The sequence below is a fragment of the Paenibacillus sp. FSL H8-0332 genome (assembly GCF_037963835.1).
Taxonomy (GTDB): Bacteria; Bacillota; Bacilli; order Paenibacillales; family Paenibacillaceae; genus Paenibacillus_AQ; species Paenibacillus_AQ rhizoplanae.
Window position 1 is genome coordinate 6,816,887 of the sequence record NZ_CP150145.1, and the last position, 14,350, is coordinate 6,831,236.

Consider the following 14,350-nt stretch of genomic DNA (forward strand, 5'->3'; position numbering starts at 1 on the left):
TGCTTCCTCTCATTATACATCGTATTCCAGTTCTTTTTTGGCCTGGACAATGAAATCCAGCGGATTCTCGATGGTGTCGGCCGCATATTCCACCGCACCAATCTTCAGACCCAGATTCACCTTGTATTTGCCGGAGAACTCCGAGTCATTCAGTTCCTGCAGCCGCTGTTTGATCCGCTCTATGACAATCTTGGCCCCTTCCCGGTCCGTGAAGAGCAGAAGTCCCCAAGTAGCATCCTCCTTGTCCAGCAGATACAGCGCATCATTGGTACGAATGCTGGACTGGCTGAGCTGGGAGACATCGTAAACGGCTTCAGACAGCTGCTCTTCCGGGATCAAGCGGCGGATCTCATTCCAATACTTCACCTTCACCACAAGCAGCGTCAGCGGGATTTTATAACGGACCGAGATTCCGGTGAACAGGCTGGCATCCTTCTGAAAAGAAATGCTGTTGCGCAGATCCGTATTCTCATCCACAGCGGCCAGATTATTCGTGCGCTTCAGCAGCCGTTCGTTCTCCGCCTGCAGCTCGCGTGTGCTTGCGGTGAAGACCCACAGCACCACTGTAAGCAGCGGGGTCATAATCAGCCAGAAGTACGTATCTACGCCGATGGATGCGCCCTGGGTTACCGTCTGATAGACCACGAAGAAGCCGTAGCCGAAGACAAACGCCAGATTCAGCGTAAGCCCCGCCGTGACTGTAGTGAAATACGTGACCAGTGCCAGGATGAAGGATACATTCAGAATAATAATGTTCTGGATATAATGGTCCGGAGATCCTGCGATATATACGATACAGGCAAAGATCAGGACCAGAAACGCCAGGAAACCGAGATCCGAGGTCAGACTGCTGCGGTTACGTCTCACGCTTGATCACCACGTTTCTTCTTATGTTTGCGCAGCAGCAGAAGCAGCGCCACCACCACCAGCGTCACAATCATTACGGCCGCGATCACAAAGCCCAGCACATCTGTGCGCTCCATAATCTTCGCCACCGCCGAATCCTTGGCTGCCCCGGAGATCAGCTTGAAGCGGTAGGCATTAACCCCGCCATCCTTGTCCGTCACTACCCCGTCACCGTATACCTTCCATCGGTCCTTCTCACTCCCGATCAGCTTGGAGACGAGGAAATAGTTCTCGGAGCGGACACCCGTAACCGCCAGCAGGCCACGCCCGCTCTCGTAGGGGGAATCCAGCAGCTGCAGGGTGCCGATCCCGGCTCCATACTGCTCCTCGATAGCCATTTTCTCATTGGACAGCAGGGTGGAACCGTCCTTGCTGTATTTGAAATAGAGCTTGTCATTGTTGTCGCGGATCACCTTGTTATTCTTATAGGTCCCAATGGCAATGATATTGTTGTCCTTCAGATTACCCGCTGCTGCGCTATCGTTGTAGAAGTGGACATCTCCGGTATTCCCTCCGGCATACTTGCCCAGCATACCAAGGATATTGCCCAGGCTCCGGTAGGTGTAATCATCCCGTTCCTGCGGCAGTACCACAGCCACACGGTTGAAAATGCCGTCCCGCAGGAACGGATACGGATAATTGCCCAGCAAAAGGTCCGTGCGGTCCTTCGTGTTCAGGCGCATCATAGATTCCTTGCTGATATAGGCCCAGGGCATCTGCTCCCTGTTAGGTGTACAGAGGGCGCTCGCCAGCTCCAGATCAAAGGCCACCGTGACCGAGAAATTGCCGGTGATCCCCAGACTCTGCGGCACATTCAGATTCAAAACATCCCCGTTGGCCAGCTCCTTCGTCAGCTTCTTGCTGCCGATGGGCGTATTATTGATGCTCACCGTCACCAGGGAACGGTTGAAGTCCAGATTTCCGGCATAGCGGAAATCCAGGCTGATTCTGCCATCATCTGCAATGGAGCGGTTGGACGGCAGCGATACGAAATACGTCTGCTCCTGATGATTCGGCCCGGTGAGCTTGTCCCCCGTCTCTGTGAACGTTATATTCGTGCTGATCGGCGGGGCCGGGTCCGCTACATCAGTAGCAGCATCAACAACCTTCAGATTCTTGCTGATCTGGCCCATCCGTTCACTGCTGGCCATCAGCCTGCCGGCTTTGATCAGCAGGCTCTCATCCTTGGAGGTCACAACCAGTGTCGGCAAGGATTCCTTGTTCACCAGCTGAATGACCGCATGTGTGCCAAGGTCATCCGCCGTACTCACCAGCTTCTTCATCCGGTCCGGCAGATTATCGTACATGGCTACCAGAACTACTGCACGCTTGTCCTGGACAGTATCTTCACGATAAGGGAGCAGCGCAATGGTCCTGTCGTTCAGCGTATTGCCTTTGGCGAACCCTGAGAGGGCGTAGGTGGCGCTCTCCAGCTCTGCCCCGCTGGCCTTCTGCGGCACGGCGAGCAGGCTTTGGTCTGCTTTTACCGTATCCATTCCCGAGAATCTGGCACTGAAATCCTGAATGCCCCCGGTGATTGCCTTAGGCGTATATTTCACAGCAATACTTGAAGTATTGAACAGATGCAGCCAGCTATCCTGTGTATCGTCCAGATTGCAGAGCTGATACCCCTCCGTATTGGTTCTCAGGTTGCCCCGGATGCCCAGCGTATTGGTTCCTACTGTAAGGAACCCTTTGGGCGCCTCAATGCTCAGAATCTGCTCCCCGTTATTGTCCCGGGACGGCCGGAAGGAATAGAACGGGATGCCGTTAAGCGACAAGGTTACACTCGACACCTGATCCTCATTAATCTGAGAACTCTGATAATGCAAGTTAATCCTCACCGTATCCACGTTCCAATAGTCCATTACCGTGAAGTACTGCTGCTGGGAGCTGGTCCCTCTCAGAGAGATATCACTGCCCGTGAACGAAGTTTCATACGTCTGCCCGGCTTCACCAGGAAGCCCTTCCGCCTGCGCCGCAGGGATTTGAACCAGGAAGAGGGAGAGGCAGAGCAGCGCGGTTATTATCTGTTTTTTCATCATGTTCTGTATCTCCTGTATATCTTATTTCTGGACCTCCGGCGCTTTAGTAACGCTCGGTTTTGTACCATTTGGCTTCCCGTTTGAGAATGACGTCTTTGAGATAGTTATACAGTCCGTAAGCTGCAACCACCATCCAGAGCTGGCAGTAAGAGACATACATCAACATAATGATCCACAGGTTCGACAGGCTCATCTCCCCCTTCTCCGTCGTCAGGGTCACGAAGATCCCGACCACGAACAGGACAATGGCAAGCAGCCACAGGAAGCTGCTGAGTCCGGCGATGGTGGTATGAACATACCCCATGGCATGTAGGACAAGCAGAACATCAGAGGTCACCAGTGAGATCAGGAGCAGGAAATAGATCGAGACATAATACAGAATATCGAAGCGGATCTTCGCAGCCTTCCGGTCGAAGAGGAGCGGAAGGTTCTTCACAATGACATAGATATTACCCTTGGCCCAGCGTGTCCGCTGCTTGAACCATACCTTCACCGTCTGCGGCTCCTGCTCCCAGGTGACCGATTTCGGCTGGAACTTGATCCGGTAGCCCATCATATAAATGCGGAAGCTGATCTCCGTATCCTCGGCAATCGCCTTCACATCCCAGCCGCCGATGCTCTCGACAATCGATCTGCGCATAATGAAGTTCGTCCCCGGGATCGTACAGAGCTTGAACAGCTTCCAGCGCCCCGCTTGAGCCATCCATTGAAAGGACAGGGTCTCAATATTAATGAACCGGGTCAGCAGGCTGGCATCCCGGTTACGTGTTCTGAACTTGCCGATCACCGCCCCAAGCGTCGAATCGTTAATGATCTCCGCTACAAGATACTTCAGCGCTGTGCGCTCCGGTGTATTATCGGCATCATAAATGGCGATGAGCTCCCCCCGGCTGCGGGCGAAGCCGATGTTCAGTGCATTGGATTTTCCTTTGCCGCCTGTAACGGCATCGGTATTGATGATAATCAGATTGCGCTGCGGATTCCTGCGCTGGATCTCATCGAGCAGCTCCGCGCTATTATCCGAAGAATTATCGTTAATGACGATGATCTCATACCGGTCATGCGGGTAATCGAGCGCCAATAGGGATTCCACCGTTTTGCTGATCACGACGCCTTCGTTATGTGCAGGGACCATGATCGTAACCACCGGATACTCACCTGTGATCTCCGGATCAGCTTCATTTTCAGTTTCAATGTAGTACAGATATCCCGCTATAATCAGCGCCACATTCACCAGCAGCAGTGACCAGATGCAGATGACAGCAATCACCATCAGCACGTCAGAAATCGTCATATTATTCTCCTAAGGTCGCTATTTTTTGCCGAAATTACCTTCTCAAATATTTCCTCCGGTACAGCCTGTAGCCGATGGTAAGCAGACCGCCGAACAAGAGCAGCGCCGACAGGATCACGATGATGAAGAATTGATTCTGCACGCTGAACAGCTTGTTGAAGCTGGTAGCCTGTTTCTCCTTGTACTCGTAGTCAGCGATAACCGTCTGAGGAGTATAGTCAACATTCAGCACGTTACCGTCCACCTTAATTACTCCATCAGCAGCTTCGAGGGTATGCATATCTGTTGTCACGGTATGGGCATCCTGCTTATAGTCTGCAAAGGTGTACCACTCTGCATTCAGTCCCTGCAGCATGTCCTCCAGCCCGCGCTCATCCCCCGGCAGGTCAAGCGTAACAGCCATGTTCAGCGGAAGCTGCGGCATAGCCTTGCCTATTCTGCCGATTCCCTGTAACAATTCCGGCGGCAGACTGTATAATGCGGAAGCGAAGGCCGCCGAGGTATCTGTCTGCTCCATATAATGGGTCTCCTCATCAGGGTAGAGTACCGCTGAGTCGAAGAAGCCCATGCCTGCGGTGGAATACTCCTTGTCATAGGTCCAGTATCCCTCGGCAGCGACACCCAGCGGCGCCACGCCCCCCTCGGCCAGTACATTGATGAATTGATTCATCTTCCCGTGCAGCGAACGGTCATTGGAGTTGATCGGCGGCCGGACTGCCGGGGCGTTAACAACGATACTGCCGTTTCGGGCCTGAACCGTTCTCAACGCTTCCAGATACCGTTTCATCGCGGGGAAATCTGTATTGCCGAACACCGGCCGGATACTGGCGATGAAGGGAATTCCGCTCTGATACAGCCTGTCCGCCATCTTCTCCAGCAGCTCCAGATCCGAGAAGGGATAAATCTCTTTGATCAACAGGTACATATGGGGCTGTGCGGTGTAGTGCAGCCAATCCTTCAGCACATAGGCCGTAGCCATGGCAGTGAAATCCCCCTGCTTCAGATAGGGCACATAAGCGGTTTTGCCGCTTTTAGCCGCATAAGGCGCCTGTACTTCACCATCGTCCAGAGACCATTCTCCATACGTCCGCCCGCCCTTGGAGGCTGTAATATAGGGCATCTCTTCTACATCCGGCGTAACCCCGGTGAACCCGCCGATGGAGAGGCTTGCACCTGGCCCATGCCACATCCCTGTCTTCAGGTGCAGCGCCTGCTGCACGCGCGCAGGCGGTTTGTATCCAACATGCAGGACCGCCCCCTGATAATCTGCCGCATCCTGCAGATAAGCCTGATTCGTAATCTCAAGCTCATCATTATTCACAACAGTGATCACTCCAGAATAGGCTGACATGCTGCCCTGCTCATAATCAGATATATTCTTAAGCGTGACCTGTGCGCTGTAGGCTGCGAGCAGCCGCTGCAGCTCCGCCACGTTCCCTTCCCTGCCCGCGCCTCTGGCCAGGCCATCGAACAGCAGCAGAATGCGCTGAGCTGGCACTGGAGAGGCTGCGGCAGATTCGGCCCGGGCAGGCGGCAGAAGATATCCGGTCAGGAAGATCAGTACCACAATGACTATTCCTCTACGTCTCAAATGCCAACCCCTCTGTTCAGAGTAGGATAATCCTGGGCCGGCAAGGCAGGCGGTGCAGCCGGCATGGATTTCCTCGATGAAATTCCGCGGCCGATCACGCTGGCTACGGCTTGGAAGGTGATCAGGTCAAAGGCTAAGGTGAACAGAAATTCATGCTTGGCAATATCGGCATCACCGGCTCCAATAATGGAGACTACAATACCCGAGAGTCCAACCAGCATGGTCGCCAGAATCACAAGCAGCCTCTGCATCCCCCGATAATCCCGCGAGCGGACCGCACTTACGAAGGATGGCATATAGATCCCTATAGTTACGGCCATCCAGAGGAGAATGAAGGCGAAGGGACGGGGGGCCAGCTTCTCCTTGAGCGTGCTATACGCTGTGAAGAAATGGCTCTGGGCCCGGAATTCCTTGCCTGCGGATAGCTCATAGTTCCCCATGGCAGCCGGTTTGATCTTATAGGCGCTTTCGGCGGCCGTATCAAGAATCGAGCCGAGCTGATCCGGATGGGTAACATAGTATTTGAGAATAGAGACGAAACCATACCGGCTGTAGAAATCTTTTTCCAGCAGCTCTGATTTCACATCCACAGTTCCGTATTGGTCATAGTAGGTATTCCCCTTGAGAATGGCGTACTGTTCATTGATCCCGAAGGATTGCAGCGCAGTCTCCGGATTCTCCGATTCCATCAGCACTCCGCGCGTCATCGCATGATACTGGTTAATATTCACGAACTCTTTGGAGATATTAAGATAAGTGGCAATCCCGGTAAACATCATTAGAGCGGCGGAGGCAATGGTGATCCAGCGGAACAGCTTATCCCGGCGAATCCAGATTAACGGGATCGCAAGCAGGGAAATGACCATGCCCACAGGAGCGTTCTGCTGCTTGGAGGTCGTAAGAATCACGGTGCTGATCACCAGGATCGCCAGCATCGCGTAATCGTTGTATCTTTTACGGTACAGCAGCAGCCAGGAGGCAAACACCAGGATCATTGTGACCATCACCAGACTTTCACCGAAGAACGAACTGAAATAAGCCGTATATCCCGTATCCCCGAAGATGAACACCGCCAGAACCGCAACCAGCATCCCCCGTTTAAGGGACATCTTGAGCGTAATGGCTTCAATCAGCAGGTAGATCGCAGCGACATACAGCAGGGTATAAATCACAGCTTGGAAGCGGATATCGAATACTTCCTTGCTGAAGAACAGCTTATTGAGAAACAGCGCAAGCTTAATGAACAGCGACTGGGAAGATACCACCATCGTGCTGTTCTCGTTATAGTATTGGAAGATTCCGAACTGCTTCACGAAATACCCGAAATAACGGCTGTCATAATCCGACAGATCGAAATATAAGCCATTGCTATATATAATCCGGTAATAGTCTCCATTATCCGCCATCCCCACATAGGGAAGGGTAAACAGCGAGATAATAGTAACCAGCAGAACGCCAAAAGCTGCAACAAACGCAGGCGTAACCCGAAGACTGCCAAGCATCATTCCGGGCCGGGTGGATGTTTCTAAGTTGTTGTCTATCATTCCGATTCCCCTTTTGTCATATTATGGAGCCTTGTAGGAATACGCCAGGAGTGCCATCAGGTTATCGAAAGAGTAGGCTTGCCGGGCAGCAGGATCACCGAACCCGCCATAGAGCGGACTCGCAGGATCTGTCACCCTGAATTCGTTCATTCGTTCAATACTGGACTGATAAAGTGAACTGTCGCCCAGCACGGCTCCAATCATGGCTGTGAGCGCATAGATTGCTGTAGAACGGATATCATTGGCTGGTTGACCTTCACGTGTATATTGCCCGAACAAGGTTCCCGCTGCGACCTGAGCTTTGATATAGCTTATACTTGCCGGCTTCTGACGGCCGGTCTCTGCCAAATGAAGAATAGTGAGCAGAGATTCGACGGAGTTAATGCCTTCAGAGCTGTATTTACCAGTCTTGTAATCGAAGCGGGTCTCATAGAATGGAAAAGAATCGGACAAATATCCCTCCTCCAAAATTCCGCTCATATTCATCAACAAATTCTCTTGTAATTCGCTAGATATCGACAATTTCTGCAATACACTCAGATCAATATAACACAAAGTTACCGATTCGTTTACCACTTTGTATAAATTGTCAAACATGTCAAACATATAATCTTTTTTGATGTTGTTTTTATAAAATCTTTTACCATATTTATCGGCTTCTCTAGTATATTCCGGTTGGTTAAACACCTGACCCGCTTCCAGCAGTGCCCCGATCATCCGCAGGTCGTCTACCGCTGCATTCACGTTGAATTGCTTCTGCTGCTTGGGGCTGAAGCGGTAGCTGAAGCCGCCCTCCATATCGAAGGTTCTGCGGGCCTGCGTCCACTGCCGGTCGAACAGCTCCTGATTGCGGGTCCGGACAGCGGCCTCCATTAGGAGGGATGCGGATTCGCTTAGAATCTCATGGCCTGTAGCCACTTCTGCCGATTCAGAGGTCTCCTGTAAATTCGTATATACCCCATCGGGTCCTGTAAGCTGTGTATTTATGAAATTGAATAGTTCCCGCTGTTCCAATGTAGGCTCAAGCTGCAGCGCTTCATCCGGCCGTATAGTCTCAGAAGGAGAGACCGCCGGAGTATAGCCGGGAGAGGAAGGTGCCGGACTGGACGAATTGCCGCCGCAGGAGGTTAGCAAGAGCAGCGACATCCCCAGAACAGCAGCCTTGCTATATCTGCTTCCCAATCGATCACATCCTTTGAGACAAGCTTAATTGAATTATCCATAATAATATAACGGTAATTATTGTCACATTATTAACTGTTTTATCAAACATTATGTGTCCATTTCATAGCTTTGGCCCTTTTCATCCTGAAAAAGAGCTGATTCCGTGTCATGACGACCGGAACAGCTCTATTGTGAATTGCCTTATGAAATCCTACAGCTTGATCTAGCTCTCTTTAATTCTCCGGTACGTGGCCTCATCGGCGACGATGTAGAGTCTGGCGTCTGCCGGAATCGGCCGGTCAAGCTTGCGGTTAATGCCCAGATCGCCCCGGTCGGACAGCAGAGTCGCCCCCTGGCGCAGCAGATCCTGAAAGGCCTCCCCATAGGTTGTCCAGCCGCTGCGGCGGGGGATCTCATAAATATCATCCCCGTGCTCGCGGCTGAGCAGCTGGGTGATCACCTCGGAATTGCCCTCCTGTAGGGCAGAGCGTACAGCCAGTCTGGAGATCGCATCATGGGAGAGCACGAACTCGTTCACATGCACATGCTTGAAGTTCTGAATGTTCTTTTCCTGCATAATCTCTACGGTTGTATGTACCTGCGGGGCAATCCGTTCAATGCTGGAGGCGATCAGCAGGGACTTGCCGTCACTCAAGGAAGCTTCGTCGATACGGGTGTCGCTGAACACAATCGCCGCTCTGGCGCTCCCGATATTCGCCTTCAGCAGAATGTCATCGCTTGCAGCATCGCCGCTGATGAAGTGGACCTGCTCCATAGATTCCAGTGGATGCCGACCATTCTCATCGATAATGACCACTTTGCATTCCCTGTCGTAACACAGAATCTCATCCACTGCCGCCTGTGTCTTGCGGTTCCAGTTAATCAGCACCACATGATTGTGTCCGTGAAAAGTCAAGGTTCCGGCTCCTCTCCTGCGCTGCATCTCGCCCATGGCTTCAACAATCTTGCCGATCACCAGACTGAGCAGACCGATGCCAAAGATATATAAGAAAATCGTAAACACCTTGCCGGTGACGGTAGCGGCAAAGTAATCGCCATACCCGACAGTAGCCATGGTGGTCATTACCCAATAAAAGGCGTTGAACCAGCTATGAAACGTGTCCGGCTCCAGCAGGAAGGCGATGGTTGCGCTGAGAAGAATGAAAGCCAGAATAATAAAAGCAATAGACTTCTTCTTCAAATGAAGCAGCTTGCCGGATAATTGGATTATAAAATGCAACGCTCATCCCTGCCTCCCGGGTGAATTGAGCAGGCAGGCAGTAACTGCGCAGAACCCCTTACGGGACGCAGCCGCTGCCCGCCTGCCAAACGGGTCTACCTAAATAATCAGACTGCTGACCGCGAAGGCCGTCCCGATGAACACCATGCAGAGCATGACGCCGACCGCAACATTCCCCTTCTCCAGCTGCTCCGAAATCCGGAAGCCTGGAGTGAACAGCTCGAAGATCCAGTACGAAGCAATCAGGCAGACATACCCCACCGCGAACCACAGCATCATGAACCAGATGGAGGTATTGGTATAAGCGGCCACGCCAAGAATGACCGCCGTCGCCAGGAACTTGCCGCCAAATGCCATCGCTACCGCCACATTCCCCTTCTTCAGCTCCTCCATATCCTTGAAGGGAGTCATGAGCGCGAAGATTACCATCCCCAGCACTTGAAGCAGAACAATGGTCAGAATACTGACCACCAGATTAATTACAATCGTCATTTAGCCCACCCCCGAAATTTCGCATAGGCCGAATCATAGTCGGCGAAATCATGTACTTCCTCCAGCACCACAGAGACTTTCTTCTGCTTCTCCAGCGCGGTATAACGCTTGTCGTCAATCGGCTGCTTGATCCGGTTGCCGGAAGGCAGCTCCAGCACTGCGAAGTTTCTGGTCTTGCTCTGGTATTCCGTCTTGTACACGCCAACCAGATCCACATCCGTTGTGATGGATACCTTGAGATTGGCCAGATCCTCCGTGGCCGCCTTCTGGTCGGCATAGGACTTAAGCGTCGTCCAGGCGGACAACTTGATCTCATTCTTCTGGTCGGCATCCGTTACCAGCTCGGCGTCCATGAACTGAAGCGTCCAGATGGTGTCGCCTGTAGCATAATTCCCGTCATTGGGAAGCAGCTCATTATCCGGCAATACAGTCATATCGCTGCCGACCAGATCGCCAACCTTGCCCTCTACCACCCGGTAATCCCATGGCACACGTGATACATTATCCGTTGTATCGGTACCCGTATGAAATACACTGCCGCTATTCGCTGAACATGCACTCAGCAGCAGAACCCCCAGAAGCAGCATTGCGGTCAGCAGAACGCCCCTTGATCTACGTCCTGTCGCCCGCCCCTCTCTATCCTTGAACATCTTCAAGCCCCCTCACTCCTAGCGCGATAAAATGACTGGCATTGCCTGTGATCGGCCCGCCGGCCCGGCCAAGCAGCCCGCAGGGCGTTCCGTTAATGACGAACATGCCGGTCAGCAGATGCAGCTCGCCCTCCGCTGTCATGATCCGGGCCATTTCGGCCCTTTTCTGATAGACCACGGGGAAAAGCTGGCTGCTGTCATAGCCCTCTTCGTCCTCGATCTCAAGCGTGCCGCTGTCATCAAAGATCCGTACAGATCCGCCTTCGCGGCCGAATACAGATTTGGATACAAAGCTCTCTGAGAAGACTGCCTTATTGTACGTCGGCAAGATGTACCTGGATATGGCCTCGCGTTCCGGCTCCGTGAACAGCAGGCCAAGCTCGTACATTCCCCAGACAGCAGCCATCAGCCCCTTGGACTGGAGGATGATGCTATGCGGTCCGTTGAACAGCTGGAGCTTCCCGCTCTCAATGGCATAGGCCAGAGCCTCACCGCCTTCATCTACGGCCATCCACTCCTTCGGATACAGCGCGAACATCCGCTCTATGATCCGGTCCTCCCCGTCCTTGACCACACCCTCATCAATCGACAGATCCAGGCAATCGACACAGCGGATATCCAGTCCGCTATGCGCGGCCAGCGCCTCAATCGTCCCGCTGTCTTCCTCATGGCTGCCGTAGTCCACACAGGCTACCGTGTCCGGGCGCTCCACGCTCCAGGCTGCGGCCAGCTGCTGCTTCATGGCTGCATTCGGGCTCCCGATGCCTGCCTCTGCGCAGATCCATGGCGTAGCAATGGAAGCTTCCACATAGCCGGTCGGAGTATCCGCATTCAGCTCCAGCAGCTTGATCGTACCATCCCCCGCCACGGCAAAATCGAACCGGGCATACCGGCTGATCAGTCCTTGCTCCGGCAACGGGCAGTCATCCAGCATCTGCCACAGCACCGGGGGAATCCCGAGCAGGTCGTACAGGTCATGTCTGAGATGGACATAACGGACAGCTTTATCCAGAATCGCCCAGAGTGCTGCGGCGGCTTCCTTCAATTCCTGATAGGTCTCAATGCGCATCACAGCCACCGCATCCAGCCAGTATTCCTCGTCCTCCAGATCGGCCCAGGTGAAGCCCAGCTCATGCAGCCGCTCTACCCGGGGAGCGCGCTCCAGACCGGACTGGTCTATATACTCGAATGCCTGCTCCGCCTGGATCATCCGCCGAACCCGCTCTTGCCGGAGCGCACCGAGCTTTTGCCGGAGCTTTTACTGGAGCCGGATTTGGATTTACTCGAACCCAGCCCGCTTGAGGTGCCGCCGATGCCGCCCGATTTGGAAGAGGTATTCCTTCTGGTAATGGAGCCGGTGGATGAGGTCGAGGTCTTTGGCTTGACAACCGAGCCGGCCACCGGCTTGTTCTGGAATCGTCCGCTATTGTAGGAGGGCGGCTTATAGGTATTGCGTGTACCTCCATAATAAGTAGGCCTGTCATTGTACCAGCCTCTGGAAGAGTAGAACGAACCGCTATTGAAAAGCATGTGGTACAGAAGCACATCATCCCAGCCGAACCCCGAGTTATACCCGCCGTAATTGTTGATTACCGTCGTGCCGCCGGAGGTTACTGCGCCTTGCCCTTCCTGAACCTGTTCTTTCTGGTCTTCCGGATAGGGAATACTCCAGTCTACATTCTTGTCGAAATATTGCTTAACCTCCTCGGTAGACCAGGAGACCAGCTTAGGCTCCTCGCCGCCGGTGCCGCTTGCACCCGCTCCTCCGGGAATGAACAATGCGTTAGCCAGCAGCGCAATGCCGAGCGAGGTGGATAATACGCGGACCGGTTTGCCGTCCGGCGTGAACAGCCTGCTTATTGCAGGCTCTTTAACATTTTCGTCTTTTGCCAACTTAGGCCCTCCTTTCCTGGTATTCATCCTTAACCTTCCGTACGCATGGGAACCAGCAGAAGCTCCAGCTTCCCTTCATCCACATTCAGCCGTCCCTCTACCGTCTCGAATTCGCGGCCGCCAACGACAATATAATTGACATGCTCCAGAGCCGTAACCATATTCATGCTCCAGACGCGCTCTTCAATCATCTGCAGGTTACCTTCGGGCAGCTTCTCGAACAGGATGACCTTCAACCCGTTATCCATTCCTACTCCATCTCCTCTTGAATACTGGTATGCTTCTGATACGCTGCTATGACTCTTTCGTTTCAACTCCCGCAGCCTTGAATATGTATACCACAGGATATAAACAATAATGACAACAAGCAGTAATGCAGTGCCATGCTACGGGCTTACAATACCTTCTGTACCCAGCTGTCCATGACCTGGTCAGGGCGGATGCCCAGTTCATTCTCCAGGAGCTCCTTGTATTTATCGTAGTGTGTCCTGAATCCGATGAAATCTCCCAGGTCGGCATAACTCCTCAGAATCAGCCTGCAGAGCTGGTCGGAATACGGATCTGCCGCCTGCAGGTCCAGCAGCCGCTCCAGCGCCAGCCGGGGCCGCCCGGAGGACAGCTCATATTCGGCGGAATGGAGCGCCATGCGGATATACCGGACCTGCAGCTCTTTGCGCCGGATCTCTGCCCAGTCGTAATGATGCTCTTGCAGGTAGTCTCCACGGTATAGCTTCAATATATTTTCACGGCGCAGCCATTCCTCTTCCGACTCCACAGGCGTACCGGCATAGCCCAGCTCGAACTCCTCGACATCCAGCAGCACCTGCTCCTTGGTCAGCCTGTACCGCTCCTGCGAGAACTCGACAAGCACCTCCATATCCCAAGCCTTCAGCAGCTTGCGGATATGGTATACCGTCGTATGCAGATTCGCTACGGCTTTCTCCGGCTTGAAATCCGGCCAGACAAGATCCACAATGGTGTCCTTGAGTACCCACTGGCCGCGGTTATGCAGCAGCAGGGCGAATACCTCCTGCGCCTTGCTGGTTCTCCACTGCATCTTGCGCCCCGGCTCCGTGCTGTCTATGAATTCCAGCCGGTGAAAGCAAAGGATCGACAGCTCCTTAACGGGTGCCGCAGACGCCGAAGGCGGCGGTATCTGCGCTTCAGAGCTCTCCTTGCCGACCTCCAGCCGCTCCAGTGTTTTGCTTAAGCGCTGGGAGGTCACCGGCTTCAGCAGATAATCCGCAGCATTGAGTTCAAAGGCTTCGATGGCATATTCGCTGTATGCGGTAATATAGACAATCCGGGTGCTCCGGTCCAACCCGGCGATGTATTCACCGGCTTCCAGCCCGTTCATCTCCGGCATGCCAATATCCAGGAATACGATATCCGCCTTCTCCTGTTCCAGATGCGCAAGTCCCAGGCGTGCCGAGGTGTATTTCCCCGTAATCGTAAGACGCCCATCCTTGAGGAGCAGACGCTCCAGGTGCTGCAGTGCCGGCTTCTCGTCGTCAATCAGTATCGCCTTCAT

General features: G+C 53.4%; 13 protein-coding genes. All 13 read right to left on the reverse strand.

What is annotated here, in order from left to right:
- Positions 1 to 12: 12 nt before the first annotated feature.
- The gene (locus tag NST43_RS29635) at positions 13 to 867 is read right to left on the reverse strand and encodes a GGDEF domain-containing protein (RefSeq protein ID WP_209986620.1); all 855 of its coding nucleotides are present in this window, start codon (positions 865 to 867) and stop codon (positions 13 to 15) included.
- Positions 864 to 2,951, reverse strand: a complete 2,088-nt coding sequence (locus NST43_RS29640) for a cellulose biosynthesis cyclic di-GMP-binding regulatory protein BcsB (RefSeq protein ID WP_339220973.1) — start codon at positions 2,949 to 2,951, stop codon at positions 864 to 866. Before NST43_RS29640 ends, NST43_RS29635 begins: the two co-directional genes overlap by 4 nt.
- A 43-nt stretch (positions 2,952 to 2,994) precedes the next feature.
- On the reverse strand, positions 2,995 to 4,245 hold the full coding sequence (locus NST43_RS29645) for a glycosyltransferase (protein ID WP_339220975.1): 1,251 nt from the start codon (positions 4,243 to 4,245) through the stop codon (positions 2,995 to 2,997).
- Positions 4,246 to 4,279: 34 nt separating this feature from the next.
- Positions 4,280 to 5,836 (reverse strand): hypothetical protein, encoded by a 1,557-nt coding sequence (locus NST43_RS29650; protein WP_339220977.1) that lies wholly within the window; start codon positions 5,834 to 5,836, stop codon positions 4,280 to 4,282.
- Positions 5,833 to 7,380 carry a hypothetical protein gene (locus NST43_RS29655; protein ID WP_339220979.1) on the reverse strand — a complete coding sequence of 516 codons (1,548 nt, stop codon included), beginning with the start codon at positions 7,378 to 7,380 and terminating at the stop codon, positions 5,833 to 5,835. Before NST43_RS29655 ends, NST43_RS29650 begins: the two co-directional genes overlap by 4 nt.
- A gap of 21 nt (positions 7,381 to 7,401) precedes the next feature.
- Positions 7,402 to 8,562, reverse strand: a complete 1,161-nt coding sequence (locus NST43_RS29660) for a glycosyl hydrolase family 8 (protein WP_339220981.1) — start codon at positions 8,560 to 8,562, stop codon at positions 7,402 to 7,404.
- Between the two features lie 205 nt (positions 8,563 to 8,767).
- Positions 8,768 to 9,784 (reverse strand): ion channel, encoded by a 1,017-nt coding sequence (locus NST43_RS29665; protein WP_339220982.1) that lies wholly within the window; start codon positions 9,782 to 9,784, stop codon positions 8,768 to 8,770.
- Positions 9,785 to 9,883: 99 nt separating this feature from the next.
- Positions 9,884 to 10,276, reverse strand: coding sequence for a DUF350 domain-containing protein (locus NST43_RS29670; RefSeq protein ID WP_209986638.1), 393 nt, complete (start codon positions 10,274 to 10,276; stop codon positions 9,884 to 9,886).
- A complete protein-coding gene (locus tag NST43_RS29675) occupies positions 10,273 to 10,926 on the reverse strand; it encodes a hypothetical protein (RefSeq protein WP_209986641.1) in 654 nt (217 codons plus the stop codon). Before NST43_RS29675 ends, NST43_RS29670 begins: the two co-directional genes overlap by 4 nt.
- The gene (locus tag NST43_RS29680) at positions 10,913 to 12,136 is read right to left on the reverse strand and encodes a glutathionylspermidine synthase family protein (RefSeq protein ID WP_339220985.1); all 1,224 of its coding nucleotides are present in this window, start codon (positions 12,134 to 12,136) and stop codon (positions 10,913 to 10,915) included. The genes NST43_RS29675 and NST43_RS29680 overlap by 14 nt, the downstream gene beginning before the upstream one ends.
- Positions 12,133 to 12,819 (reverse strand): hypothetical protein, encoded by a 687-nt coding sequence (locus NST43_RS29685; RefSeq protein ID WP_209986647.1) that lies wholly within the window; start codon positions 12,817 to 12,819, stop codon positions 12,133 to 12,135. Before NST43_RS29685 ends, NST43_RS29680 begins: the two co-directional genes overlap by 4 nt.
- Before the next feature lie 29 nt (positions 12,820 to 12,848).
- Positions 12,849 to 13,067 carry a hypothetical protein gene (locus tag NST43_RS29690; RefSeq protein WP_209986650.1) on the reverse strand — a complete coding sequence of 73 codons (219 nt, stop codon included), beginning with the start codon at positions 13,065 to 13,067 and terminating at the stop codon, positions 12,849 to 12,851.
- A gap of 146 nt (positions 13,068 to 13,213) precedes the next feature.
- Positions 13,214 to 14,350 (reverse strand): response regulator, encoded by a 1,137-nt coding sequence (locus NST43_RS29695; RefSeq protein WP_339220988.1) that lies wholly within the window; start codon positions 14,348 to 14,350, stop codon positions 13,214 to 13,216.